Source organism: Desulfolutivibrio sp. (assembly GCF_036584575.1).
GTDB lineage: Bacteria > Desulfobacterota > Desulfovibrionia > Desulfovibrionales > Desulfovibrionaceae > Desulfolutivibrio.
In genome coordinates this window covers 1-24,897 of record NZ_JAZHDB010000067.1, presented here as the reverse complement: position 1 = coordinate 24,897, position 24,897 = coordinate 1, and the positions used below count along the sequence as shown (strand labels likewise).

Annotated in this window: 19 protein-coding genes; 7 read left to right on the top strand and 12 right to left on the bottom strand. The window is 63.0% G+C overall.

Annotated elements, in window-relative coordinates; genetic code table 11:
* On the top strand, window positions 1-1,062 hold a 1,062-nt coding region (locus tag V3572_RS05280), incomplete at its 5' end, for a chemotaxis protein CheA (RefSeq protein ID WP_332109938.1).
* A gap of 45 nt (window positions 1,063-1,107) precedes the next feature.
* The gene (locus V3572_RS05275; RefSeq protein WP_332109937.1) at window positions 1,108-1,506 is read left to right on the top strand and encodes a response regulator; all 399 of its coding nucleotides are present in this window, start codon (window positions 1,108-1,110) and stop codon (window positions 1,504-1,506) included.
* On the opposite strand, the gene V3572_RS05270 is transcribed toward V3572_RS05275, so the two are convergent.
* The 5 genes from V3572_RS05270 to pyk all read right to left on the bottom strand — a co-directional run bounded on the left by V3572_RS05270 (window position 1,473) and on the right by pyk (window position 9,109).
* Entirely contained in the window at window positions 1,473-4,166 is a 2,694-nt protein-coding gene (locus V3572_RS05270) for a bifunctional acetate--CoA ligase family protein/GNAT family N-acetyltransferase (protein ID WP_332109936.1), read from the bottom strand. The genes V3572_RS05275 and V3572_RS05270 overlap by 34 nt on opposite strands.
* A gap of 312 nt (window positions 4,167-4,478) precedes the next feature.
* The gene (locus tag V3572_RS05265; protein ID WP_332109935.1) at window positions 4,479-5,414 is read right to left on the bottom strand and encodes an SPFH domain-containing protein; all 936 of its coding nucleotides are present in this window, start codon (window positions 5,412-5,414) and stop codon (window positions 4,479-4,481) included.
* Between the two features lie 157 nt (window positions 5,415-5,571).
* Window positions 5,572-6,018, bottom strand: a complete 447-nt coding sequence (locus V3572_RS05260; RefSeq protein WP_332109934.1) for an NfeD family protein — start codon at window positions 6,016-6,018, stop codon at window positions 5,572-5,574.
* 268 nt (window positions 6,019-6,286) lie between these two features.
* Window positions 6,287-7,528 (bottom strand): Fic family protein, encoded by a 1,242-nt coding sequence (locus V3572_RS05255; protein ID WP_332109933.1) that lies wholly within the window; start codon window positions 7,526-7,528, stop codon window positions 6,287-6,289.
* A 159-nt stretch (window positions 7,529-7,687) separates the two neighbouring features.
* Window positions 7,688-9,109: a pyruvate kinase gene (pyk, locus tag V3572_RS05250; protein WP_332109932.1), complete on the bottom strand. Its 1,422-nt coding sequence runs from the start codon at window positions 9,107-9,109 to the stop codon at window positions 7,688-7,690.
* Window positions 9,110-9,316: 207 nt separating this feature from the next.
* Here pyk and V3572_RS05245 point away from each other — a divergent pair, with 207 nt between their 5' ends.
* Window positions 9,317-9,679, top strand: coding sequence for a DUF1844 domain-containing protein (locus tag V3572_RS05245; RefSeq protein WP_332109931.1), 363 nt, complete (start codon window positions 9,317-9,319; stop codon window positions 9,677-9,679).
* Window positions 9,680-9,694: 15 nt separating this feature from the next.
* The gene (gene argC, locus V3572_RS05240) at window positions 9,695-10,747 is read left to right on the top strand and encodes an N-acetyl-gamma-glutamyl-phosphate reductase (RefSeq protein ID WP_332109929.1); all 1,053 of its coding nucleotides are present in this window, start codon (window positions 9,695-9,697) and stop codon (window positions 10,745-10,747) included.
* A gap of 109 nt (window positions 10,748-10,856) precedes the next feature.
* Here argC and V3572_RS05235 read toward each other — a convergent pair whose 3' ends face one another.
* Complete coding sequence (locus tag V3572_RS05235) at window positions 10,857-12,152, bottom strand: phenylacetate--CoA ligase family protein (protein ID WP_332109928.1); 1,296 nt, start codon at window positions 12,150-12,152, stop codon at window positions 10,857-10,859.
* A 47-nt stretch (window positions 12,153-12,199) separates the two neighbouring features.
* On the bottom strand, window positions 12,200-13,066 hold the full coding sequence (locus V3572_RS05230; protein WP_332109927.1) for an EamA family transporter: 867 nt from the start codon (window positions 13,064-13,066) through the stop codon (window positions 12,200-12,202).
* A 136-nt stretch (window positions 13,067-13,202) separates the two neighbouring features.
* On the opposite strand from V3572_RS05230, the gene V3572_RS05225 reads away from it, so the two are divergent.
* Window positions 13,203-13,667, top strand: a complete 465-nt coding sequence (locus tag V3572_RS05225) for a PH domain-containing protein (RefSeq protein ID WP_332109926.1) — start codon at window positions 13,203-13,205, stop codon at window positions 13,665-13,667.
* A gap of 84 nt (window positions 13,668-13,751) precedes the next feature.
* Here the strand turns inward: V3572_RS05225 and V3572_RS05220 are convergent, their stop codons facing one another.
* Together V3572_RS05220 and nrfH are read right to left on the bottom strand one after the other, a co-directional pair.
* Window positions 13,752-15,218, bottom strand: a complete 1,467-nt coding sequence (locus V3572_RS05220) for an ammonia-forming cytochrome c nitrite reductase subunit c552 (protein WP_332109925.1) — start codon at window positions 15,216-15,218, stop codon at window positions 13,752-13,754.
* Between the two features lie 97 nt (window positions 15,219-15,315).
* Window positions 15,316-15,777 carry a cytochrome c nitrite reductase small subunit gene (nrfH, locus tag V3572_RS05215; protein ID WP_332109924.1) on the bottom strand — a complete coding sequence of 154 codons (462 nt, stop codon included), beginning with the start codon at window positions 15,775-15,777 and terminating at the stop codon, window positions 15,316-15,318.
* Between the two features lie 624 nt (window positions 15,778-16,401).
* On the opposite strand from nrfH, the gene V3572_RS05210 reads away from it, so the two are divergent.
* Entirely contained in the window at window positions 16,402-17,370 is a 969-nt protein-coding gene (locus V3572_RS05210; RefSeq protein ID WP_332109923.1) for a hypothetical protein, read from the top strand.
* Between the two features lie 98 nt (window positions 17,371-17,468).
* Here V3572_RS05210 and V3572_RS05205 read toward each other — a convergent pair whose 3' ends face one another.
* A complete protein-coding gene (locus tag V3572_RS05205) occupies window positions 17,469-18,851 on the bottom strand; it encodes an MBL fold metallo-hydrolase (protein ID WP_332109922.1) in 1,383 nt (460 codons plus the stop codon).
* Window positions 18,852-19,181: 330 nt separating this feature from the next.
* Complete coding sequence (locus V3572_RS05200; RefSeq protein ID WP_332109921.1) at window positions 19,182-19,811, bottom strand: peroxiredoxin; 630 nt, start codon at window positions 19,809-19,811, stop codon at window positions 19,182-19,184.
* Between the two features lie 389 nt (window positions 19,812-20,200).
* Between V3572_RS05200 and prxU the strand changes: the two genes are divergently transcribed.
* The gene (prxU, locus tag V3572_RS05195) at window positions 20,201-20,929 is read left to right on the top strand and encodes a thioredoxin-dependent peroxiredoxin (protein WP_332109920.1); all 729 of its coding nucleotides are present in this window, start codon (window positions 20,201-20,203) and stop codon (window positions 20,927-20,929) included.
* Between the two features lie 196 nt (window positions 20,930-21,125).
* Here the strand turns inward: prxU and V3572_RS05190 are convergent, their stop codons facing one another.
* On the bottom strand, window positions 21,126-24,341 hold the full coding sequence (locus V3572_RS05190) for a DEAD/DEAH box helicase (RefSeq protein WP_332109919.1): 3,216 nt from the start codon (window positions 24,339-24,341) through the stop codon (window positions 21,126-21,128).
* Between the last annotated feature and the right edge of the window lie 556 nt (window positions 24,342-24,897).

Sequence of the window (24,897 nt, the reverse complement as noted above, 5' to 3'; positions counted from 1 at the left end):
CAGGCCCTGGACCGGTCCTCCCTGGCCCAGATCGCCGAGGATCTGGAACGCCTCACGGACGAGATGCGCGACAACGCCCTGGGGCTTCGCATGCTGCCTATCGGCACCATGTACGGCAACCTGCGCCGCCTGGTGCGCGACGTGAGCGCCACGCTCGGCAAGGACGTGGAATTCGCGGCCGAGGGCGGGGACACGGAGATGGACAAGACGGTCATCGACCGCCTCAAGGATCCCCTGGTGCACATCCTGCGCAACAGCCTGGACCACGGCGTCGAGCCCCCTGAGGACCGGGAGCGGGCGGGCAAGTCCCGGCGGGGGCTGGTGCGCCTGTGGGCCGGACACGTGGGCGGCGAGGTGGTGCTGCGGGTCTCCGACGACGGCCGGGGGCTGGATGCGGAAAAAATCAAGCGCAAGGCCCAGGCCAAGGGCCTTTTGGCCCCGGACGCCGAGCCCGACCGCCGGGAGCTTTTCAACCTCATCTTCGAGCCGGGCTTTTCCACGGCCGAGGCCGTCTCGGACCTCTCGGGCCGTGGGGTGGGCATGGATGTGGTCAAGCGCGCCCTGGAGACCCTGCGCGGCTCCGTGGACATCGACAGCGAACCCGGCCGGGGAACGTCCCTGACCATCCGGCTGCCCCTGACCCTGGCCATCATCGACGGGTTTTGCGTGGTCATCGGCCAGGGCTCGTATATCGTGCCGCTCACGGCCCTGCGCGGCTTCCAGGAGCGGATTCCCGGCGAGAACCGGAAAACCGTGGACATCATCGAGCGGATGGGCAAAATGTTGCCCTGCGTGAGCCTGCGGGCGCTTTTCGGCATCCGCGAGCCCCGGCCCGACTTCGAGCGGGTGGTGGTGGCGGAAGTGGACGGCGTGGAGGTCGGGCTGGCCGTGGACCGGGTTGTCGGAAGGCAGCAGGCCGTGATAAAGAGCCTTGACGAGATGTATAAAAACGTCAATTTTATTACCGGAACGACCATCAACGGAGACGGAAGCATTTCGCTGATTCTGGATATCCCTCGTCTGGTCGACTTTGCGGCGTCGCACGCCGCGACGGCGGAGTGAATTTTTTTTTGGGCCTCGGCGTGGCGGCCCGGGCAGGAGTGGTGCATGAAGATTCTGGTGGTGGAAGACGATGCGACCAGCCGCGACGTGTTGCATTCCATCCTTTCCGAATTCGGACAGTGCGATCTGGCCGCTGACGGCGAGGAGGGGATTGCGGTTTTCGGGAAGGCCTTTTCCCAGGGCGAACCCTACGATCTGGTCTGCCTGGACATCCTTTTGCCGCACATGGACGGGCAGGAGGTGCTGCGCCGGATTCGCGGCATGGAAACCGCCGCAGGCGAGGGCAAGGGGGGGGAAACCAAGGTGGTGATGATCACCGCCTTGTCCGATCCCAAAAACGTGGTGGAGGCGTTTTATCGCGGCGGGGCCACGGCGTATGTGCCCAAGCCCATCGACCGCGACCACCTGTTTCAGGTCTTGGGCAAGCTCGGCGTGGGGGCCTGAAGGTCCAGGCGCATCTCGGCCACTTCCTCGTCGAAGTTTTTGGACACGTCGAACCCCAGTTTGTGGGCCAAGCCCTGCATGCCGCCGTTTTCCAAAAGGGCTTGGCCGTTCAACACCTTTGTGCCGCGTTCGCGGCAGTAGCGGATCATTTTCTCCATGAGCATGCGGCCCAGGCCCGCGCCCTTTTGGTCCGAACGCACGATGATGGCGAATTCGGCCGAGGAGTTGTCGGGCTGGGTGGAGGCCCGCACCACGCCCAGCGTCTCGGGCTTGCCTGATTCGTCCTCGGTCGTGGCGATAAAGGCCATCTCCCGCTCGTAGTCGATCTGGGTCAGCCGGGCCATTTCCATGTGCGACAACTCCCGCACCACGCCGAAAAAGCGGAACCGCAGATCTTCGGGCGACAGGCGCTTGAAAAATTCGAAATGGGCCGGTTCGTCCTCGGGGCGGATGGGCCGCAGAAGCACCTTGCGACCGGTTTTCAGGACCGTGCATTCCTCAAGCTCTCTCGGATAGGGCCGGATGGCCAGCCGGTGGGGGTCGGGCTCGCGCGAGGCGTCGGCCCGTACCCGGGCCCCCAGCACCAGGACGCCCTTTTCGTCGGCCAAAAGCGGATTGACGTCGATGGCGCTGACGCGATCCACGTCGGTGATGATCTGGGCCACCTGCACCAGGGTCAGGCAGATGGCGTCCAAGTCCGCCCCGGCGTCGGCCTCGGTGCCCGTCAGGGAGGCGGCCACCCGGGTGCGGAAGATGAGATCCCGGGCCAGGGACATGTTTAAGGGCGGCAGGGCCACGGCCGCGTCCTGGGTGGCCCGACCGGCCAGCCCGCCCTGTCCGAAGACCACGTAGGGCCCGAACACTGGGTCCACCCGGGCCTTGATGAAAAGCTCCCGGGCCCCCACGCGCCGTCCCATCTCCTGCACGATAAACCCCGTCACCCGGGCCTGGGGCCTGATCCGGGCCACCCGCACCAGCATGGCCTCGGCGGATTCGCGCACGGCCTCGGGGGTCTCCAGGTCCAGGGCGATGCCGCCCACGTCGAAGGGCTGGGGGATGTCCGGCGAGGAAATCTTGATGGCCACGGGATAGCCCAACTCGGCGGCCTGGGCCACGGCGTCGGCGGCGTCGGCGGCCATTCGGGAGGCGATGGCCGGAACCCCGTAGGCGGCCAAAACGGCCTTGGCCTCGGGTTCGCTCAAGTCCTCGCGCCCATCGGCCAGGGCCTCCCCGACCACGGCCTTGGCCGCGTCGAGGTCGGGATAAAACTCAGTGGGCAGGGATGCGGGCATCTCCATGAGCAGTTCCTGGTTGCGACGGTGCCGCACCAGATGCACGAAGGCCCCCACGGCCTTGTCCGGGGTCTCGTAGGTGGGGATGCCGGCCGCCGTCAGCAGGCGGACCTCCTCCCCGGACTGGTCGAAGCCCATGAAGCAGGCCAGCACCGTGCGGCTGGTTTTGCCGAGCACGGTGGCCGCCGCCTTGGCCGCCTCCACCCCGGACACCGTGGCGAAGGGCACATGGATGATCAGGATGGCGTTGACGCCCGGTTCCTTCAAAAGGATGCGCAGGGCCTTCTCGTAGTGCCCGGCCTCGGCGTCGAAGCCCATGTCGATGATGCTGTCGCGCAGCCAGTTGGGCCCAAGCGCCCCGTCCAGGGCGGTCCTGGTGTCGTCGGAAAATTCCGCCAGCTTGCCGCCTCCGGCCAGAAGGGAGTCGGCGGCCATCATGCCCACGCTGCCGCCGTTGGTCAAAATGGCCAGCCGGTCGCCGCGAAGCGGCCTTGAGCGGGCCAGGGTCTGGGCCGCGTCGAACAGGGCGTCGATTTCGAACACCCGCAGCATGCCCGCCCGGCGAAAGGCCTCGTCGTACACCTCGTCCCGGCCTTCTTCCGGTCCAGGGGGATGCACCGTCCAGAGTTTGCGGCCGGGTTTGATGACCAACACGGGCTTGTTGCGGGCCGCCGCCCGGGAGGCGCTCATAAACGACCGCGCGTCGGTCACGGACTCCACATAGAGCAGGATGGAGCGGGTGTTGGGGTCGGAACTCAAGTAGTCGATGATGTCGCCGTATTTGAGGTCGGCCCGGTCGCCCAGGGAGACGATGTAGGAAAAGCCGATGCCCTTGGTCCCGGCCCAGTCCAAAACCGCCGTGAAAAGCGAGGCGGACTGGGAAATGAACGCGATGCGCCCGGGCTTGGCGTCGGTGGGGGACAGGGAGCAGTTGAGCCCGATGCCCGGGATGATGAGTCCCAGGCCGCTGGGGCCCAGGATGCGCACCCCGTAGGGCGCTGCGGCCTCGAGCATGCGCTGTTGCAGGGCCTTTTTGTCCGGCCGCGAAAGCTTGTTGTAGCCCGGAGACAGCACCACGGCGGCCCGGGTGCCGCGTTTGCCCAGATCCTTGATGGCCTCCGGGGCGGTGTCCGGCGGGGTGCAGATGACCCCCAGGTCCGGGGTCAGCGGCATGGTGTCCACGGACTTGTAGGCGAGCACCCCGGCCACGGCGTCCACGGCCGGGTTGACGGGCATGACCGGGCCCAGGAATTTTCCGGCCAAGAGGTTTTTCATGATCACCGAGCCCACATGGCCGAGCTCGCCCGTGGCCCCGATGACCGCCACGGAGTTGGGCTTGAACAGGGAATCGAGATTGCTGATGCTCATGCCGGACCTCGCCGGGACGCCTGGGGGGCGGTGTGCGCGGCGTCACGCCGCGTCATGGCGGCCGCGCCGGGTACGGCGGGGTCTTCGGCGGGCGGATGGTCCGGTCGGGTGTTTGGCGTGGGCATGGCGTTTCCGGGGACTTGCCCGCCGGACGTCGGCCGAATGGGCGGCGCGCGGAGAGCGGTCCTGTGCTTTTATGACGTCAGGATAGAGGGCCTTGCCGCGCAAGGCAAGGCCCTTTGCGCCGAACGCGGGTTCGTCATGCTCCCGAAGGTTCGGGCCTGTGCAGCCGGGACGGCGGGGCTTGGGCCGTCATCCGGCCTTTTTCACGCCCACGTCCTGCATGACCGTCATGGCCGTGCCCACGATCCCGGCGATGTCCGCCAGGTTGGCGGGAAGGATCATGGTGTTTCCGGCCTTGGCCAGGTTGCCGAATTCCGTGAGGTATTTCTCCGCCACACGCAGATTGGCCGCCGTCACCCCGCCGTCGGAGGCCAGGGCCGCCGCCACGGCCTGGAGGCCCTGGGCCGTGGCCTTGGCCAGAAGTTCGATTTCCAGGGAGCGGCCCTCGGCCTCGTTGATGCGCTTTTGCTTTTCGCCCTCGGAGATGGAGATGGCCTCCTGGCGCATGCCCTCGGCCCGGTTGATGCGCGCCTGGCGGTCGCCCTCGGAGGTGGCGATTTCGGCCCGCTTCTCGCGTTCGGCCTTCATCTGGCGTTCCATGGCCTCCATGACCGAGGCCGGGGGCGCGATGTCTTTGATTTCGTAGCGCAGCACCTTGATGCCCCAGTTCTGGGCCGCCTCGTCCACGGCCTCGATGACCTGCCGGTTGATGGTCTCCCGTTCCTCGAAGGTCTTGTCCAGGTCGATTTTGCCGATGGCCGAGCGCAGGGAGGTCTGGGCCAGTTGCGAGGCGGCCACGTAGTAATTTTCAATGCCGTAGGCCGACAGTTTGGCGTCGATGACCTGGATGTAGAGCACCCCGTCGATGCCCACGGCCACGTTGTCCCTGGTGATGCAGGTCTGGGAGGGGATGTCCATGACCTCCTCCTTGAGCGACCGGCGGTAGGTGATCTTGTCCAAAAAGGGGATCAGGATGTGGAACCCGGCCCCCATGGTGTTGTGGTATTTGCCGAGGCGCTCCACCACGTATTCGGAACGCTGGGGGACCACCACGGCGGTTTTGACGAACAAGATGATGACCACGACGGCCAGAACGACCAGCATGATGACGGAGTCGCTGAACATGGAAGGCTCCTTGGTGTGGCGCGTCCCGGCGCGGTCTGCGGGCCGGGGGCGCGTTGCATCCCTGGGATAAGACGCCAGCATTTCTTACACAGGTCAGAAGGCGCTCACATGACGCCGCGCGGCGATCGAGAAAAACCGGAACCTCGAGGGCGCGCCGCTACAGGGGCCGCACCCGGAACGTCAGGCCGTCGTCGGACCCCGGGCCCTCGATGACCACCGTGGCCCCTTCGGGGATCTCCACATCGGCGGCCGCCCGCCAGAAACTGCCGCGAAATTTGATTTCTCCGGGGACTGCCGGGCGGATGGCCGTGGTGACCAGGGCCTGCCTGCCCACGGCCCGGTCGGCCAGCTCCTTGTCCGCGCCGTCCTTGAGGTGTCCCCCGAAGGTGCGCATGAAGAGCCTGCGCAGGGTGAACAGCAAAACCAGCGAGGCCACCAGAAAAATCACGAGTTGCATCTGCACGGACACGTCCGCGACCAGAAGGGCAATCGCCGCGATCCAACTGCCGAAGCAGAAAAAGATGAGGATCAGTCCTGGCATCGCCAGTTCGGCGAAGAGAAACACCACGCCGATGAGAAACCAGACCAGGGGGGCGGAAAGCATAGACGCTCCGGGTTGCCGTTTTGAACAGGGGTCCGGGAATTACCTGGGAACAGTATCCGAAATGGAGATGGCCGACAAGGGCGGCGGGAAAAAGCGGTGATCGGGACGGGATCGGCCGTTTCTCAGGCGGGAGACGGCGCACTGGGGCGGCCGCGCATGGCAGGCGAGGTCCGATGCGGTGGGTGGAGAAGAATCTTTCACCCGGGCGCGCGTCAGAGCATCCGGCATTCAGGACTCCCCACTGCACGCGGCTTATCCATTCGTGATCTCACACGATGAGTTCTCGATATTCCTCCCCGACAACAGTTGGGTCAAAGAGTCCGGGAAAAAGGTAGGGCAGTGCCGCCATGGGAAACCCCATGCAAAGCGGAGCCCGGTGCGAGGCGGAAACGAGGAGCCCGGATTCGATCAATGGGGCGATGACCGTCCGCCTTGTGGTTCGCTCGGATTTTCCCACGATTTCCGGTGCCTTGCCTCGGATGACTGCCCCCTGTCTGAATACGGCGCGCAGAAGTCTGGATGCCTCGGGAGCGAGGGATGGCATGGTACTTTTTTTCAAGGATGCCACAAGCCATTCGATGCGGTGCTCGACATCGTCCAGTTTGAGCAATCCCCTCATGAATCCGATCTGGTCCAGACAGATTTCAAAGAAAAATCTGCAAAAATCGGCCGAGAGCGGTTCGTCAAAAAAATGGTCATTGTCCGGTCGGCCAGGGCTGTCGGTTGCCTGCAGATTGATCATGTACCCGATCTTGTTTCGGGAAAAACCCCGGGCTAGGGACCAGAGATTGGCTTGGTTGACCTTGCCCCGCACCAGATATATTCCGGTATGAAGCCTAGCCAGACGTCCATTGCCGTCGCGGAAGGGATGCAGCCACGTCAGGCGATGGTGACTCACTGCAGCGGCTATCAATCGTTCGTCGCCGTGAAAGACATGTGGGGCGAATGCCTCGGCAAAGGCCTCCATGAGGTTCGGAAGTTCGGAGGCAGGAGGACCGTGCGGCGTCCGGCCGTCGACGGACACGTCCCTGTCACGGAGTTCGCCTGGGCTGACGGCGATATCCGTGAAGCCCCCGGAGTGGTGGGTATACTGGTGGGCATCGGGAAGATGCCCGTATATCCTGCGGTGGATACCTTTGATGTATTCCGCAGTGCAGACGTGGAGATATGGATGGCTTTGGAGTTCATCCATAAGTTCTCTTTCGACCATAACATGGGCTGCGCATAATTCCTGCGCATAGCGTCTGTCGGGGGCCTCTGCGAAATCGCGCGCCAAGGCACGCTCGATTTCCGGAAGCGTGGTCTTGTGGCCTTCAATGAGGTTGGAATAGTAGCTGTTCAGGAGCCGGAGCCGGTCTCCAAGCCCCCGGGCGGTCTCAATGGCGATGCCGCCTTCCAGCGCAGCCGAACTGGTGGCCACTTCCTGGGCCATGTCCTTGAGGACGCCAAGGGTGCCCCGCCCGGGCAGGATCGGACTCAGGGGACGAGGGGAGGAAAGCGGGATGGGCATGGTGGTGCGGCGCCGTTTCTGGCCGGTTCGTTGGCCGGTTTTTTTGGTGGATTTGTTGGGGTGAAGGCGCTTTCCAGTATCAAACTGGCCGGTTTATTGGCCGGTTCATTGGCCGGAGGCGCGAACCCTCGTCCGCGCCCCGGCCGTCGAAGCCTGGCGCTATTTGTAATAGATCTTGATCTCGTTGGTGCCGGTGCTGGGGTTGCCCGGGGTGGGCCGTCCGGCGGTGATCACCACCGGTTCTCCGGCCTTGAAATCCGGGCAGGCCTCCACATATTCCTCCACCCGATCCATGTGCCGCCGGTCGTCGCCGGTGATCAGCCGGGGCTTGACCCCCCAGGCGAAGTTTAAGGCCCTCAGCACCCGGGTGTCCGGGGTCAGGGCATAGATGGGCTGGGCCGGACGCCGCGACGACAAAATCCTGGCCGTGTCGCCGCTGACCGTGTGGCTGATCAGCGCCGGGGCGTCCACGTTGGTGGCGAGTAAGCTCGCCGCGTAGGCCAGGTACTTGGCCGGGTTGCGCTCCTTTTTGGGCGCAAACGGCCCTTCGATGCGCTCCAGGTAGTAGCTTAGGGCCTCATCCGAAATCTGGCGCATGACCTTCACCGTCTCCACCGGATAATCGCCGATGGCCGTCTCCTCGGACAGCATCACGCAATCGGCCCCGTCCAGGATGGCGTTGGCCACGTCCGTGCTCTCGGCCCGGGTGGGGATGGGGTTGTGGACCATGGACAGAAGCATCTGGGTGGCCACGATGACCGGCTTCTGGGCGTGGCGGCAGGCCCGGATGATCTTTTTCTGGATGATGGGCAACTCCGGGATGGGGCATTCCAGCCCCAGGTCGCCCCGGGCCACCATGACCACGTCGGTGATTTTTAAGATGTCGTCCAGGTTCTCCACGGCGTTTTGCCGCTCAAGCTTGGCCACCACCGGGATCCAGGCCTCGTGGGCCTTGATGTGCTCCTTGACGTCGGCCACGTCGTTGGCGCTTTGCACGAACGACAGGGCCACGGCGTCGATGCCCACGTCGATGCCCTCATGCAGGTCTTTGATGTCTTTCTGGGTCAAAGCGGGCATGGGGTGGTGCTTGCCGGGGAAGGCGATGCCCTTGTGGGAGGACAGAAACCCGGCGTTTTGGGCCTCAAGCTCGAAAAGCCGGTTGGCCTTGACCACCTTGGCCACCTTGAACTGCAAAAGCCCGTCGCTCAAATTCACCGGCATGCCCACGTCGAGCCCGGCCAGAAGTTCCGGAATGTCCAGGCTCACGAAGGACAGGTCGCCGTCCGCCGGACGTTCGTCGGGCAGGCCCAGATGCAGGTATTCGCCCTTGTTCACCTGTTTGGGGGAGCCCTCCACCTCGCCGATGCGGATTTTGGGGCCGCACAGGTCGCCGAGGGCCGTGAGCGGAATGCCCATTTCTCCCTCGATCTCCCGGATGGTCTTGATGGCCGGGATGAAATAGGCCGCGTCGGAATGGGAAAAGTTCAGGCGGAAGATGCGCACCCCGGCCGCGACCATCTGGCGCATGGTCTCCGGATGCATGGACGCGGGGCCAAGCGTGGCTACGATTTTGGTCTGCATGCAGTCGCTCCCTCTGTGGGGTAGGCCCAATTCGTCCCGTCCGCGCCGTTCGCGGCGGGAAAAAACCGGATGCAACCCAACCCCGATTCGGGTATGCATATCCGGCATGCGTTGCCGTATGGTGACGCCGTATTGCCGTCATACGGCCAGACGCGGCAGGGGACAACCCCCCCCCGTGCGGACCACGCGCGCGCAAGGAGACATCCCATGAGCGACAACCAGGATTTCGAGGTGACGGATCGCCGGGCCGCAGGACCGGAAGCGGGCGGGGACGCCACCTGCAAGGACGGGCAGGCTGTGCCGCCGCGCAAGGACGAGCCCTGCTATCCGCCCGTGGCCTTCTCCACATTTCTTTTGTCCCTGGCGGCCTCGGCCATGGTCCAGCTTGGGGAGTCCCCCGAGCCCGAGACCGGGCAGTACATGCAAAACCTGCCCCTGGCCAAACACACCATCGACATTTTGGCCATGCTGCAATGCAAGACCCGGGCGAACGCCACCGACGAGGAGGCCAAGCTTTTAGCCGAGCTTTTGTGTCAGTTGCGTCTGTCCTACGTCAAAAAAAACGGCTGATCCGGAGACCATGACATGAGCAAGATTCCCGTCGGATTGATCGGCGTCACCGGATATACCGGCATGGAGCTGGTCCGGCTTCTGGCCCGGCACCCGGCCCTGGAGTTGGTGCGGGCCACGTCCCGGGCCGAGGCCGGGAAGACCCTGGTGGAGCTGTATCCGTACCTGCAGGGCCTGGGCATCGGCGAACTGTCCGTCACGGAACCCGATGCGGCCTCCCTGTCCGGCGCCTGCCGCCTGGTGTTTCTGGCCGTGCCCCACGGGGCGGCCATGGGCTACGCCGCCGAGCTTCTTGCGGCGGGGCTCAAGGTTGTGGACTTAAGCGCCGATTTTCGCCTGACCGACCCGGGCGTGTACGAATCTTGGTACGGGGTGGAGCATCGCCATCCCGAGCTTTTGGAGCAGGCCGTCTACGGATTGCCCGAATTCAACGCGGACAGGATCAAGGCGGCTACGCTTGTGGCCAACCCGGGATGTTATCCCACCTCGGTCATCCTCGGCCTGGCCCCGGCCCTGGCCAAGGGCCTGATCGAGACCGACGGCGTCGTGGCCGACAGCAAGTCCGGGGCCAGCGGGGCCGGGCGCAAGTCCCAGGTGGGCATGCTTTTTTGCGAGGTCCACGACACGTTTCGGGCCTACAACCTGGGCAAGCATCGCCATACCCCGGAGATCGAGCAGGAGTTGTCCAAGATCGCGGGCACGGACATGATGGTGTCGTTTAATCCGCACCTGTTGCCCGTGGACCGGGGCATTTTGTCCACCATCTATACCAAGCCGCATAAGCCCGTGACCCTGGACGACGTGCATAACGTCTACACCACCCACTATGCCCGGTGCCCCTGGGTGCGGGTTCTGCCCAAGGGAAAGCTGCCGGAGACCCGGTTCGTGCGCGGGACCATGTTCTGCGACATCGGTCTTGTGCTGGACGGCCGCACGGGGCGGCTGGTCGTGGTCACGGCCATCGACAACCTGTGCCGGGGCGCGTCGGGCCAGGCCCTGGCCTGCGCCAACCTGATGCTCGGGCTTCCGGTCGAGGCCGGGCTCGATCTGGCGCCGCTTGTGCCGTAGGAGGAGTTGTCGCACGTCATTCCTGGATTTTTCGGGTCATCCCTGCACAAAAAAAGCCCCCGGCGCGTGCGTCGCACCGGGGGCTTCGTCGTTTCGTGGGACGCGGCCGCTACTGCGCGTCGCGGTCGTCGATAAGCCGCTTGGTCTTGCCGAAGGAGCGCGGCAGCTCGCCCGGGGGCACGATCTCCACCCAGCCCCGGGCCAGAAGGTGCTTGCGCATCTCCACGGACACGGACTCGGACAAATTCTGGTCCATGTCCGCCGGAACCCCGATCTTGCGTTCGATCTTGACCAGCATCTGGTCCCGGCCGTCCTTGCGCGTCAGCCGGATCTGAAACTCCGAGCCAAGCTCCGGGAAGGTCTCCAGCACCGCCGCGATCTGGCCGGGGTAGATGTTCACGCCCCGGAAGATGAACATGTCGTCGGAACGGCCCAGGATTCGGTCGTGGCGCGGGACGGCCAAGCCGCAGGGGCACTCGCCCGGGATCAGCCGCGTCAGGTCGCGGGTGCGGTAGCGGATAAGCGGCGCGGCCTCTTTTTTAAGCGTGGTGACCACGATCTCCCCCACCTCGCCCGGGGCCACGGGCAAAAGCGTCTCGGGATCGAGCACCTCCAGGATGTACAGGTCCGCCCAGTAGTGGATGCCTGCATGGGCGGCGCACTCCAGGCCCGCGCCCGGGCCGTAGAGCTCGGTCATGCCCGAGATGTCGAAGCTGTCTTCAAGGCCCAGCCAGTCCTCGAAGCGGGCGCGCATTTTCGGGGTGTGGGTCTCGGCCCCGAAGATGGCCTTTTTCAGGGAGATTTTTTTCTTCAGGTTGTGCTTGGACACCTCTTCGGCCAGAAGCAGGGCCATGGAGGCCGTGGAACACAGGCAGGTGGTCTGGAGGTCTTCCAGAAGCTGGAGATGGATCTCCATGTTGCCCGGCCCAATCGGCACGCACATGGCCCCGAAGCGTTCGCAGCCGAGCTGGAATCCGGCCCCGGCGGTCCACAGGCCGTAGCCCACGGCGATCTGCACCCGGTCCAGGGGGGTCAGCCCGGCCAGCTCGTAGCAGCGGGCGAACATGTCCTTCCAGGTGTCGATGTCGTTTTGGGTGTAGGCCAGGATCTTGCGCTTGCCCGTGGTGCCGCTTGAGGCGTGGATGCGCACCACCTCGGATTCAGGCACGGACAGAAGGGGCAGGGGATAGCCCGTGCGCAACTCCTCCACGGTGGTCACCGGAATGCGGGTCAAGTCCTGAAGGCTGACGGTCTGGCCCGGATCGTATCCGGCCCCGGCCAGGCGTTCGCGGTAGCCGGGGTTGCCGGCATAGGCGTGGCGCAGGGTCCAGTTGAGGCCCTCGGTCTGGACGGCGGCGATGACTTCCGGGGGGAGATTGGGGAGAAAACGGTGTTGTACGGTCATGTTAGCGGACTCCAGTGCGTTTACGCCGTGCGTTGAAGCGTGAACTCCTACCCCAAAAGCGCGATAAAAAAAACTCCCGCCACCATGAGCGCCGCGCCGAAAAGCCGCTCGGCCAGACCCGGCTCCTTGAAGATCAAGGCCCCGATGAGCACCCCGAACACGGCGCTTAAGCGCTTGACCGCGATGACGTAGGACACCAGGGTCATGGTCAGGGCGTACATCTGGAAGGCCAGGGACACGGCCTCGAAAAGTCCGGCTGCGAAAATCTCACGGGGATGGCGGCGCACCTGGGAAAACGGCGCCGTGGCGCGCCACAGGACAAGGGGCGTGAGAAAGACCGTGGTGGCGAAATAGGTGGAGAACACCCAGGGGATGGGCGCGGAGACGTCGAGGCCCATGCGGTCCACGTTGGCGAAAAGGCTCCACAAAAACGACACCAGAAGCATGAGCCGCGGCCCCTTGTGGTCGAGAAGGGCCTTGAAGGGGGCGAAAAAGCCGTCGGCGAACCGCCTGAGGTTGAGGGCGTACGATCCGGCCACGATGAGCACGATGCCCACGAGGCCCGCCGGGTCGGGGAATTCGCCGATCATCAGCGGGCTGGTGATGAGCATGAAAAGCGGCGACAGGGCCAGCATGGGCAGCGTCAGCGACAGGTCCGAGGCCTTGACCGCCGTGATGTAGAGCACGAGGTTGAGGCCCCCGAATACGCCGCTTATGACGGCCAGCCACAAAAACCTGGCCCCCACCGGGGGAAATCCGGTGGAGAACAGCATCCCGGCCAGAAGGACCGAGGTCACCAGACAATAGCTCCAGGTGGCCACCAGCACGTCCACGCCGGCCATGGCCCTTTTGAGGAAGGCGTCCTTGGCGGCCTGGAGAAAGGCGGCCGCGATCATAAGCACAACCCAGGTCATGGGGGGACTTGTGGCCGCAAACGGGGCGAAAGGGAAGGGGTTTGTTGCCCCGGGCGGCCGGGAAGGCTAAGGATGGCGCGTGCCTGGCGAAGGCGGGATGCGTCCCGGCCGGGTCGGGGCGAAAGGAGACGCAGATATGACCGAACCGCAGATTTTCCAGATGATCCCGGTGGCCCGCTCGGGCTGGCTGACCGTGGGATTCATCGGGGCCCTGGTGCTCCTTTTGGCGGTGTTTTTCTTCATGCGCCAGATGGTGTCCAACGTGATCGACGCCCGGGTGGCGGTCGGTTCGGAGACGCTGTCCATTCAGGCCTGGCCCTATGGACGGACCATCCCCCTGGCGGACCTGGACCTGACCGGGGCGCGCGAGGTGGATTTGCGGCGGGATTTTCAACTGGGGCTGAAGTGGAAGACCAACGGGATGGCCCTGTCCGGCATCTGGTTCGGCTGGTGGCGCATGAAAAACGGCGAAAAGGCCCTGGCCTTTGTCACGGACAAGGCCCGGACGGTGTATCTGCCCACCCGGGGGGATTACGCCCTCCTGCTCAGCGTGGCCGACCCCCAGGGGTTTCTGGCGGCCCTGTCCGCCGTCGCCCGGTAGCGTTCCGGGGAGATCCGCCGCCAAAAGAAGGGAGGAAACCCGCGTTCCCTCCCCGTCTGGATCATGATGCGATGCCTGTGCGCCCTATTGGAAGCGGTCCTGGACCCCGGAGGGATCCTTGAATTCGACGGCCGGGTTGAACTTGAGCTTTTTCTCGCCCCGGTCCTCCAGGTACTTGAGCAGCTCCAGGTCGATGACCAGGGGCGCCTCTATCCCGGCCTGGGCCAGCAGTTGGCGCTGCAACCCCTCGGCCTTGGAGGCGAAGGCCACGGCGTCGCCCAGGATGCGCAGGCCCTCGGTGGGGTTGTGGAAGCCGATGGAGTTCTCCGCGCCCATGAACAAGGAGCGGTAGAAGGCCTCCTCGTAGTAGTCCCGGGCCTTGGCGTAGAATTCCTCGTTGATGGTCTTGCCGGCCTCTTTGGCCTTGTGGATGGTCTCGAACAGCTTGGCCACGGTGGCCGTGGCGTAACCCGCCCGGATCATCAGCGAGGCCGTGCGGTCCTGGATGGTGAAGACGCGTTCCTTGAGCCAGTCGGTGCTCTCGGCGTGGCACTGGATGCAGGCCCGCATCTCGTTTTGCACCGGGCTCATGACCCGGTGGTCGGAGATCTTGTAGACCCCCACCTTGGTATAGGGCATGTGGCAGTCGGCGCAGGAGGCCCCGGCCTTGTAGTGGACGCTGTTCTGGGTGAAAAACTCGAACTCCGGATGGCGGATGAACCCCATCTTGAAGCCAGTCACGGTCTGCTTCCATTCCCGAATGGAGTCGTCGGAGCGGATCTGCTTGATGATGTTTTCGATGGTGATGTTGCCAAACGTGCTGCCCTGCCAGGGAAAATACAGGCCGACGGACTTGTTTTCCTTGTCTTTGGGGATGTTGTAGGTCACGTGGCACTGGGCGCAGACCACGGTGCGCATCTGCTGCCGGGTCAGCGTGGCCGGGTCCACGCCCATGGTCGCCAGGCCCTCGACCAGGGTGAATCCCCGGGAAATCTTTAAGGACATGTCCTTGTTGTCGTGGCAGTCGATGCAGGCCACGCCCAGATTCCGGTCTTTTTCCGGAATCATGTTCAGGATGTCCTTAAAGGGCAGCTTGTAGTAGTCCGTGCCCAGCTTTTTTTGCAGGCCCGGGGCATAGGGGGTCTTGCAGCTCAAGCACACGCCGCCGGACTTTAAGCGCGAGGAATCGATTTCGAGCTGGTCGCGGATCATGAAGGCGTGGCCGCGCGGTTCGTTGTATTCCACGCCAAATCCCCAGCCGTTGAAGAGCAGGGCCATGTAGGGAAACTCCGAGAGCTTGTCCACGCTGACCGCGCCGCCGTCCATGCCGGTCTTGTATTTGCTGAGCCGGTTTTTGACGGGCTCCTCGGTCTTTTTCCAGGACTCGAACTCCTCGGGATAGGCCTTGCCCCAGATGGTCGGATCGATCTCGCCGTCGGGAATGGTCACGGTCTTGACCGTCTCGGGTTTGGGCGGTTCACACCCCGTCGCCCCGAACAAAAAGACCGTCAGAAGAGCTGTCGTCGCCACCGTCAGCGCCCCTTTGAACATAATCCCCTCCTCACTGTCGTAAAAGTCTGTTTGGCTGCCGGGAGAACACCGTGGTCCCCGCCGCCGTGGCCAGGAAAGACAAAAATTGCCGTACCCGTCAGATGGTCTGGCGGATGCCCGTCAGCCTGTGCTGCAACTGCCGGTGGCAGTCCCAGCAGTTTCGCTCCATGTCGATCTTGAAAACCCGCTCGGTGTGGCAGCGGATGCAGTTGCCCTGGATCGTGGCCTTGGCGTGGCTCGAGGCGGTGATGTTCTCGGGAACCCGGCCGGAATAGAAGACCACGACATCCTTCATGCCGTCGATGGATTTCCAGGTATAGTAGATGGCCACGTTGCCGTGGGGCAGATGACAGTCCACGCATTTGAGCGAGCGGTGGGCCCCGGCGTGGAACCAGGCCTCGTATTGGGCCTCCATGACATGGCAGGAGGCGCAGAAATCGGGAGTTTCGGTCCTGGCCATGAGCCCCGGCGGGCCGAACATGACGAAAAAGCCGCCTGCCGCCGCGATCACGGCGGCCACGGCCAGATACCCCAGCCGATTCCTGACGGTGCGGGCCATGGAAGCGCCTTTGTTGAGGTTGGCCGCCCTGTGGCGACAGGGTGTCGTGAAGAAAGGAGATTGTTTTATTCTCTACGAAAAAACTTTTGTTTTGTCATGCGTTATTTTACATGGATCGGGAAGGGTGCAAACGGAGCGTACAAAATTGGCTGCTTCGCAATCAGTTTCGGAGAGAAGCCGGTTGAGCGGCAAAGCGAGGCCTGTGACCTTTCTCGAAATTCAACAAAAGTGTGAATTGCGTGGACATGTCCCGGGGTGAGGCAGGCGTCGCGACGGGCTCTGTTTGCCGGGCGGCGACCGTGTGAACGAACAACGAACGCTATCATGTGAGGCAGGCGAGTCGCCGATCCCTGTTTCCCGGGGCAGGGAGGGCCTCGCGCCGGGCGGCTCGGGGATGCCGAATCGGGCGACCATGACTGTGGCGGCCACGGCGGGGGCGGATGCCCTGGTCGGCGTGCTGCGGCGGGAGGGAGGACGCCGGGCGGGGTTGCAAATGCAGGAGATGAAGGCTAAGGGCAGGGGGAATCGGTGAATGGCGCTTCCTGACGGGTATACGACAAGTCACGACCCGGAGGGCGACGGCATAACGCATGACCGTTGGATCACGGTGCAATAGTCTCACCCATGAAGTATAGCAAGTTTCATAATACGTTTCATGAAGGGTTCATCCTCGCCATTGCGGATGCCTCCCGGAAAGTCGCCAATATCTATTACAAGCTCTTTTTGAAGTGCGCTCCACGAATGAATCGGAGCCTTACCGTCGAGACCAGGCTGAACATCTATTTCCATCTCTTCGATTACATGGCGAACACGGCGGCGAAAAAGCTGTCGCTCGTGCTGCTTTCCGACCTGAAACGGATCAACCGGGGCCGCAAGACCATCTTCTGCGCCCGGGTGAACACCAGCCTGGACATCCAGTTCCAGAAGGTTTTGAGCACAGGCGCCGCCGACATCAAGAGGATTCTGGATGCCTGCATTGGCTGCCAGGGATGCTCCTCCGCCAAGCTGACCATCTATCACGACTTTTTAAACAAGGCCAATATGGCCTTTGAAAAGGTGTACGCCAAGACCAAGGAAGACCTGTACGCCTTCATCTCCGGGAATCTGAACGCAATCGTCATGATGCTGGATGAATCGAACCATGAGATACGCAATGTCCTGGGCCGATTCCTCTTCTATCCGGTGGAGATCAAGCACGGCATTTCAGCCACAGACGAATCAGACAGCGGTTTTTTCTCCAGGCGATACTGCAAGTCCTTCCTTGCCGTATTGGAGACGTCGATCATCGGCGAAGACACCTACGAGACCGTGAACAGCAAGCTCATCGAATACATTGAGCAACGGCTCGGCGAGAAGTGCATCACCAAGGACGGCCTCGCCTTCATCTTTAAAACCACGGATATTTCCCCCAGAATCGTGAAATATGTCGAGAAGGTCTACGAGCGGTTCGAGGGACAGCAGCGCAGGCTCGACTTCGTGGCGGCGGTCAACGAGCACCTCAGGCGAAACGGTCCGCCCGGCCCGGAATTCACCTATGCCCATCTTCAACTCATCCTGGCCGCCTGGTACGATTTTTTCCACACCGGCATGTGAGCCGCGTCTCGCAGGCGCAATCGTCCCCCCCCCGTTGCGGGGCGGCCCAAGGGGGCGGCGCCCCCCTGGGCCGCCGCAGGCGTTTCTTCCGCCGCCCCTTACGCCGTCACCGGCAGGTCGGCGCTGCCCCAGGCCATGATGCCGCCCGCCAGGGACGAGACGTTCGTGAAGCCCTGTTTGATCAACAGGCTGGCCGCAATGTTGGAGCGGTAGCCCGAGGCGCACAGGGTGGCCAGAGGCGCGTCCACGGGAAGCTTCGGGGCCTTGCCCTCGATGATGTCCGTCAGGGGCAGATGTACGGCCCCCTGCACATGCCCCGAGGCCCATTCCGCCGGGGTGCGCACGTCGAGCACGGTGACGCCGCCCTTTTCCAGGCGCCCGGCCAGTGCGCGCGGCGCGATCAGGTCCAGCCGGTCCACGGGCCGCCCGGACAAAAGCCAGCCCATGACCCCGTCGCGCAGATAGCCCATGACCCGGTCGTAGCCGATGCGGTGCAGCTCCAGGGTCATGCGCTCGTAGTCGTCGCGGTTCGGGGTGACCAGGAGGATGTCCGCGTCCGGGTCCACCACCATGCCCACCCAGTTGGCGAGCTGCTTCTCGAAGCCGATATTGAGGCTGCCGGGGATGTGCATGCCGCCGAAGGCTGCTCCCTCGCGCACGTCGATGACCACGGCCCCGCCTTTCATCTCTTCCTCGAACTGCTCAGGCGTCAGCGACCGCTCCAGGGGGCAGGTGTCCAGCAGGCCCGCGCCCTTCATGTTGGTGGCGATGATGTGGCTGAAGCTTTTGGGGCGCACGGGAAAAACGGACATGACTTCCTTTTTGAAGGACTCGAAATCCGCGAAGCGCAGCATGGGATTGGCCCGGCGCTCGTAGCCAAGCGTGGAGCTTTGCTTGGCGCTCATGCCCCGGCCGCACAGGGAGCCCTGGCCGTGGGCCGGGAAGACCTCCATGTGGTCGGGATATTTGGCGAGTTTGACGTAGAGGCTGTCGTAGAGATTTTTCACCTGGGCGTCGAGTATCTGGTTGCCGGGCAGGTCCGGGCGGCCGATGTCGCCCACGAACAGCAGATCGCCGGTCAAGATCATCTCCGGCTCGGCCGAGCGCACAAGATCCGTGACCACAAGCGATATGGACTGGGGGGTGTGGCCGGGGGTGAACAGCACCTCCATGCGGGCCGCGCCGATCTCGATCACGTCGCCTTCGCTTAAGGCCTTGTGGACGTAGGTCACGGGGGAGTCCTTGTGGACGTAGATGTCCGCTCCGGTGGCGGCCCGAAGCTCCTGGTCGCCGCTTATGTGGTCGGCGTGGACGTGGGTGTTGATCACGTGGGTGATGCGCATGCCCTCGTCCCGGGCGATGTCCAGGTAGTCCCGGATATCCCGCTTGGGGTCCACCACGGCCACGGATTTGGCCCGGGGACAGCCGATCATGTAGGAGAAGCAACCCAGGCCCGGGGTGACGATCTGTTTGAAATACATGGCGTATCCGTCCTTTTCATGCGGTTTGGCAAGGCGAAGGTTTCCGGCCCGGCCGTCCTGCCGCCAGGCGGGATATGGCGCGCCTGGCGGAAAACGCCCCCGCGCATCGCGACGGGAACATGGCGTTCCCGGAGATCATATCCATCTTTTTCAGGGAGGCAATGCGCCCGTCGCCATGGGATGGTAAAGGGATTCGGCCTTTGGCCGCCGCAGGCTCGTCCCCTGACCATGCGCTGCCCATATGCAGCCGGTCGAAGCTCTTCCCGGCGCGGCTCGGGCTTCAAGGAGGTGAGAGGGCCGCGCCGGGAAGGGGTTCAGGTCATATATGGGTTACAGGGGCTTGTGGCAGAACCACCAGTCGTAGCATTCGTATTCGGAGGGGCGCGTTTTGGCGGTGGCCACGTCCTTGGCCGGGGGCACGATGACCCGATCCCCGATGAGTTCGTTGTTGGGCCACCCGGCGGGGATGGCCACGCCCAGCTTGTCGGAGACCTGCATGCCTTTCACGGCGCGCAGGATCTCGTCCATGTTGCGGCCCAGTTCCTGGGGATAGTAGAAGATGATGCGGACCATGCCCGTGGGGTCGACGATGAACACGGCCCGCACGGTGTTGGTCCCCTTGGCCGGATGGATCATGCCCAAGGTCTCGGCCACCTTGCCGCAATCGTCGGCGATGACCGGGAACTCGATCTCCACGCCGAGCTTTTCCTTGATCCATTCCATCCATTTGATGTGCGAAAACACCTGGTCGATGGACAGGCCGATGAGCTCGCAATTGAGCTTTTTGAACTCGGCCAGACGCTTCTGGAAGGCCACGAACTCCGTGGTGCACACCGGGGTGTAGTCGGCCGGGTGGCTGAAAAGCACGAACCATTTGCCCTTCATGTCCTGGGGCAGTTTCATGACGCCGTGGGTGGTGACGACTTCGATCTCGGGGAAGGGGCTGCCGATGGGGAACATAGCGTGTCTCCTTGTGGGAAGGTTTGGGGTTTTCGGTGACCGCTCCCGGGCGGGGCTCTCCACCTTCGGGGGTGGCGGTGGCCCACCGGGGAGCAACTGAAATTTGTTTTCAATCCGAATTAAGAACGATTCCTATTTAAGCCCGGAGGGCCGGGACGTCAAGAAAAAAGTGAAAACTTTTTACGATAGTAACTTTGTGCTGTGATTTTGGATGGATGAGCATTGCAGGACAAGGGCGTTCGAGCCTGGCCTCCATTGATGTCGGGAGCGTTCTCTTCCTTGCGCCGATCTTGCTATTCCCCTCCTGAAAGGGCTATGAATTGATTATGGCAATGGCGTATGGCATTTTCCATCGGACAAATCGATATCTCTACATCCGGAGGAATCTCATGCCAGAAGAAACGGCCATCGGGTGCGCCAGGCCCACGGGCGGCGCGGTCACGGATCAACAGTCGGCTGATGCGCCGGAACAAGCGGCGGCGCAGACGCCGCAAGGAGGAACGCATATGATCTCCATTGGCAAACCGGCGCCCGATTTCACGGCCCCGGCGTATCTGGACGGCAAATTCGTCTCGGTGCGGCTTTCGGAATATCTCGGCAAATGGGTCGTCCTGTGCTTCTATCCGGGGGACTTCACCTTCGTCTGAGCCACGGAAATCTCGGCGGTCGCCGAGAAGCATCCGGAGTTCGTCAACCTGGGCGTCCAGGTTCTGTCCATGAGCACGGACAGCGTCTTCGTGCACAAGATGTGGGTGGAGCATGAAATTTCCAAGATGGTGACGGCGAAGACCGTGCCGTTCCCCATGCTCTCGGACGCCGGGGGCAAGGTGGGCGAGATCTATGGGGTCTACGACGCCGACGCGGGCGTGGATGTCCGGGGCCGGTTTCTGATCGACCCCGACGGCGTCGTGCAGGGTTTCGAGGTGCTGGCCCCGCCCGTGGGCCGCAATGTGAGCGAGACCATTCGGCAGATCCAGGCCTTCCAGCTTGTGCGGGAAAGCAAGGGGACCAACGCCACGCCGTCGGGCTGGTCCAAGGGCAAGCCGGTGTTGTCGCCGAGTCCCGACCTGGTGGGGCATGTCTGGGAGAAGTGGAACGTCAAGCTGGCCTGCGACTAGTGCGGTAACGGTCAGGCGCGGGGAGTTTAGAGAAGGGCGCCAAGAGATGCAGGATGTCTGGCGTGACTCTTGCGCCGCCAGGCGTTTCACTGACGCGGCCTGACGCGGCTTGGCGCGTCGGATATTTCATGAGCTCGGCCCCCCGGAATCGGGAGACCGGGCTCATGCTTTTTTCAGTGCCGGGCGTGGGCGCTCCCTACACCTCGAAAAGCGACTCCAGGTCCGTGCGGGTCAGGGACTTGAAGGCGTCCTGGCCCGGGATGATGGCCTCGGCCACGTCCTTTTTCTGCTCCTGGAGCTTCAAGATCTTTTCCTCCACCGTATTTTGGCAGATCATCTTGTAGGAGAAGACCTGGCGCAACTGCCCGATGCGGTGGGTGCGATCCGTGGCCTGGCTCTCCACGGCCGGGTTCCACCACGGGTCGTAGTGGATGACGTAGTCGGCGCTGGTCAGGTTTAAGCCCGTGCCGCCGGCCTTGAGCGAGATAAGGAACATCTTCACGGACTCGTCGTTGTTGAAGGTGTCCACCTGCTCGAAACGGTCCTTAGAGGAGCCGTCCAGGTAGGCGTACTTGATCTGGGTCAGCTGCACCCAGGAGCGGATGATATGCAGCATCTGCACGAACTGGGAGAAAACCAGCACCTTGTGCCCTTCCTCGATGATGTCCGTGACCAGATCCTTGAAGGCGTCGAACTTGCCCGACGGCAGGTTGGTGTTCATCCCGGGCATGTCCAGCTTGAGCAGGCGCGGGTGGCAGCAGATCTGCCGAAGCTTGAGCAGGGCGTCCAGAATGGACATCTGGCTCTTGGCCAGGCCCTTTTCGTCCACGGTCTGGAGCACCTGGTCCCGAAGCTTTTTGGCCAGGGCCGCGTACAGCTCCATCTGCTCGTCGAGGAGTGCGCAGTAGTAGACGTTCTCCACCTTGGGCGGCAGATCCTTGGCCACCTCGGACTTGGTGCGGCGCAGGATGAACGGTTTCACCCGGCCGCGCAGGTAGTCCAGGGTCTCCTCGTCGCCGTCCTTGATGGGCTTGACGATGCCCCGCTGGAAGGCGTTCTGGCCGCCCAGAAAGCCCGGCATGAGGAACTCGAAAAGCGACCACAGCTCGAACAGGTTGTTTTCGATGGGCGTGCCCGACAGGCACAGCCGGGTCTTGGCGGACAGCCGCCGGACCGAACGGGCGGTGATGGTGTTGGGGTTTTTGATGTTCTGGGCTTCGTCGAGGATGATGGTGTTGAACTCGTACTTGAGCAGTTCGTCCAGGTCTCGGCGCAACAGCGCATAGGTGGTGACCACCAGGTCCGCTTCGCCGATCTTTTTGAACATGCCCTCCCGGCGCGCCCCGTAGATGATGAGCTGTTTTAAGCTCGGCACGAATTTCTGGGCCTCGCGCTCCCAGTTGGGCAGAACCGAGGTGGGCACCACGATGAGGTTGGGCCCCCGGACTCCGGCCTCGTACATATGCAGGAGAAAGGACAGGGTCTGCACGGTCTTGCCCAGGCCCATTTCGTCGGCCAGGATGCCGCCGAAACCGTATTCGCGCAGGAAGTTCAGGTAGCTCAGGCCCTGGAGCTGGTAGGGCCGAAGCGTGGCCGAAAGCCCCTTGGGCGGTTTGAGGGGAACGATCTCCGTAAAATCATGGATCTTGCGTTTGAGCTTGTTCCAGAAGGAATCCGTGCGGGCCTCGGGGATGTCCTCCAAAAGTTTGTCCAGAACCGGGGCCTCGAACTGCTTGAAGCTGGTCTGGGGCGGCTTTTCCGGATCAAGGCCCAGGGCCCGCAGCTTGTGCGCCAGCTTGGTCAGCCAGGCCTCGGGCAGGCTGGTGTAGGAGCCGTCTTTGAGCTGCACATAGCGTTTGCCCTGGGTCCAGGCCTTCCAGATCTTCTCGATGGGGACTTTTTGTTCGTCGTATTGGACGTTGAGGTTCAAGTCGAACCACTTGTCCTCTTCTTTGGACTCCACCTCGGCCACGATGACCGGCTTGGTCAGGCGCACCTTGTAGCGGGTCAGGTTCTGTTCGCCGTAGACCCGGTATTGCTCCACCAGCTTGGGATAGGCGTCGAGCAGAAAGACGATGGCCTCTTCCGGTTCGAGAAACCAGTTGGCGTTGTTTCTGGGCTGGAAGTGCATCTCGGTCAAAAGCGAAATGAGCTTGGCCTCCTCGTCCTGGTTTCTGGCCAGGAGGAAGGACTTGCCGTTGGACTGGTAGGAGCCGGTCTGAAGCTCGGCATTGGGCCCGGGCACCGTGATCTCGCCGTGCTCGGTGTCGTAGACGTTTTGGATCTGCAACGTCAAAAGGCTGCCTTCCTCATCCAAAAAGAGCTTGGGATTAAAAACCGCAGGCACGAAAAACGGCCGCATGCGCTCCATGAATTCGTCATGGCCGTGCAGGTCCGAGACCGGCAGGTTGGACCACACCCGGTCCAGAAATTCCGAGACGTCGGAGGTGGGGATAAACGGCGGATTCTGCACCATTTCCTTGATCACGTCCGGGGACAGCCCGGTCTGCACCGGATAGAATCCCCGGTTCCAGCACACCCACAGGGGGAGGCGGCCGTAAAAGAAAATCTCCCGGCCCAGGATGGAGAAGGGCGGCTTGCCGTCCGCGCCGAGCAAAATGTCGAAGGTCAGGCCCTCGTCGCCCAGGCGCGGGGACAGTTGCAGGCGCATGGTCTTGTTTTCGATGCGCACGGGCTGCTCGGTGTCGCGCCAATAGAGGTAGTATTCCTTGTTGATGGCCCAGAAAAACCAACTCAAAAGCCCGGGGGGGACGTCCACGCGGTGCCCGTAATAGTCCAGGTTGTGGCCGATCTGCTCGGCCACCATGGGCAGAAACGGCGACATCTCGCTCCAGTCCGGGTTTTTGATGATCTGCTCCAGGGTGATTTCCTGGTGCACCTGGGAGATGCCGGACTTGTTCTGGCGGGCCCGGTAAAAGGCCACCTGGAGACGGCCGTGCTCGGGGTGGAAGCGGTAGATGAAATAGTGCCGCCCGGCCTCGGGTTCGGGCTCGGTGGAGAAAAAGGCCCGGAAGGTCTGCCGCCATTCGGTTTTCTGGGCGGCGTGGGCCTCTTCCTCGTCCGTGGTGTCGTCGAGGTTCTTGATGAGCTTTAAGGCCGTGGCCCCAACATGGCGGCAGACGCCGGAGAAGGAGTCCGGGCAGTTGCAAAAAAAGTTGATGGTGCGGTCCTTGAGATTGACCGAGAGTTCCGATGCATAGACCTGGAAATCCTCGCCCTGAATCTGGCCGTCCACATCCCAATACCCGTCGCGCTTTTTGACGGTGAGCTTTTGCACGCCGTCCTGGGCCACGATGGCATGGGAGCCGTCGATGATGTATTCGGGAATGGTTTCCCTTACGAATTCCTGCAAAAGGCTTTTAACCGTTTGCTCCTCTTTGCCGACAGCCATTGTGCAAGGCGCTCCTTCAAGAAAAAGTCCGTCCCGGATCGTTGTGCAAAAAACCGGTACGGCCGGTTTGGGTCTTTATGTCGGTTGCCGACGCCTCCCGCCGGGGCGAGACGGGCGCAACGGGCAGGCCCCGAATCGTATTTCTTAAACATACACGAAGGGCCATGATTTTGGGAAGCAAAGATTGCGCTATGCCCCTACGTTCGTTTTTCCCAGGGCGCAGGGGATTTTCGCGCCGCCGCCGGCATATGCGGAACCGGCCGGGAGGGACTTGGTTTTTCGGGTGGCGGCGTATATGCTCCGAATACGCGACACCCCAAACCAAAACGCGCCGTGGGCCGCCGCCGTCCGGCAGGCCGGATTCCCGGCGGCGAAAAAGGTGGAGATACGGCCGTGACCAGATACATCCCCCTTGCCCTGCTTCTCGTCATGGCCGCCTGCCTGCTTGCTTCGACCGGGTGCGGCGACGGCGGCCAGCCGGAACCCGCCGCGTCCAAGACCGCCCGTTCGACAACTTCCTCCAGACCGACGCGTCCATCAACCCCGGCAACTCCGG

Excerpts from the sequence above, each read along its gene's own strand:
- V3572_RS05230 (WP_332109927.1), bottom strand. The coding sequence starts at position 13,066 with ATGACCTGGGTTGTGCTTATGATCGCGGCCGCCTTTCTCCAGGCCGCC.
- V3572_RS05235 (WP_332109928.1), bottom strand. The coding sequence starts at position 12,152 with ATGACCGTACAACACCGTTTTCTCCCCAATCTCCCCCCGGAAGTCATC.
- V3572_RS05275 (WP_332109937.1), top strand. The coding sequence starts at position 1,108 with ATGAAGATTCTGGTGGTGGAAGACGATGCGACCAGCCGCGACGTGTTG.
- V3572_RS05210 (WP_332109923.1), top strand. The coding sequence starts at position 16,402 with ATGAAGTATAGCAAGTTTCATAATACGTTTCATGAAGGGTTCATCCTC.
- pyk (WP_332109932.1), bottom strand. The coding sequence starts at position 9,109 with ATGCAGACCAAAATCGTAGCCACGCTTGGCCCCGCGTCCATGCATCCG.
- V3572_RS05200 (WP_332109921.1), bottom strand. The coding sequence starts at position 19,811 with ATGTTCCCCATCGGCAGCCCCTTCCCCGAGATCGAAGTCGTCACCACC.
- V3572_RS05220 (WP_332109925.1), bottom strand. The coding sequence starts at position 15,218 with ATGTTCAAAGGGGCGCTGACGGTGGCGACGACAGCTCTTCTGACGGTC.
- V3572_RS05270 (WP_332109936.1), bottom strand. The coding sequence starts at position 4,166 with ATGAGCATCAGCAATCTCGATTCCCTGTTCAAGCCCAACTCCGTGGCG.
- V3572_RS05245 (WP_332109931.1), top strand. The coding sequence starts at position 9,317 with ATGAGCGACAACCAGGATTTCGAGGTGACGGATCGCCGGGCCGCAGGA.
- V3572_RS05225 (WP_332109926.1), top strand. The coding sequence starts at position 13,203 with ATGACCGAACCGCAGATTTTCCAGATGATCCCGGTGGCCCGCTCGGGC.
- nrfH (WP_332109924.1), bottom strand. The coding sequence starts at position 15,777 with ATGGCCCGCACCGTCAGGAATCGGCTGGGGTATCTGGCCGTGGCCGCC.
- V3572_RS05255 (WP_332109933.1), bottom strand. The coding sequence starts at position 7,528 with ATGCCCATCCCGCTTTCCTCCCCTCGTCCCCTGAGTCCGATCCTGCCC.
- argC (WP_332109929.1), top strand. The coding sequence starts at position 9,695 with ATGAGCAAGATTCCCGTCGGATTGATCGGCGTCACCGGATATACCGGC.
- V3572_RS05190 (WP_332109919.1), bottom strand. The coding sequence starts at position 24,341 with ATGGCTGTCGGCAAAGAGGAGCAAACGGTTAAAAGCCTTTTGCAGGAA.
- V3572_RS05260 (WP_332109934.1), bottom strand. The coding sequence starts at position 6,018 with ATGCTTTCCGCCCCCCTGGTCTGGTTTCTCATCGGCGTGGTGTTTCTC.
- V3572_RS05205 (WP_332109922.1), bottom strand. The coding sequence starts at position 18,851 with ATGTATTTCAAACAGATCGTCACCCCGGGCCTGGGTTGCTTCTCCTAC.
- V3572_RS05265 (WP_332109935.1), bottom strand. The coding sequence starts at position 5,414 with ATGTTCAGCGACTCCGTCATCATGCTGGTCGTTCTGGCCGTCGTGGTC.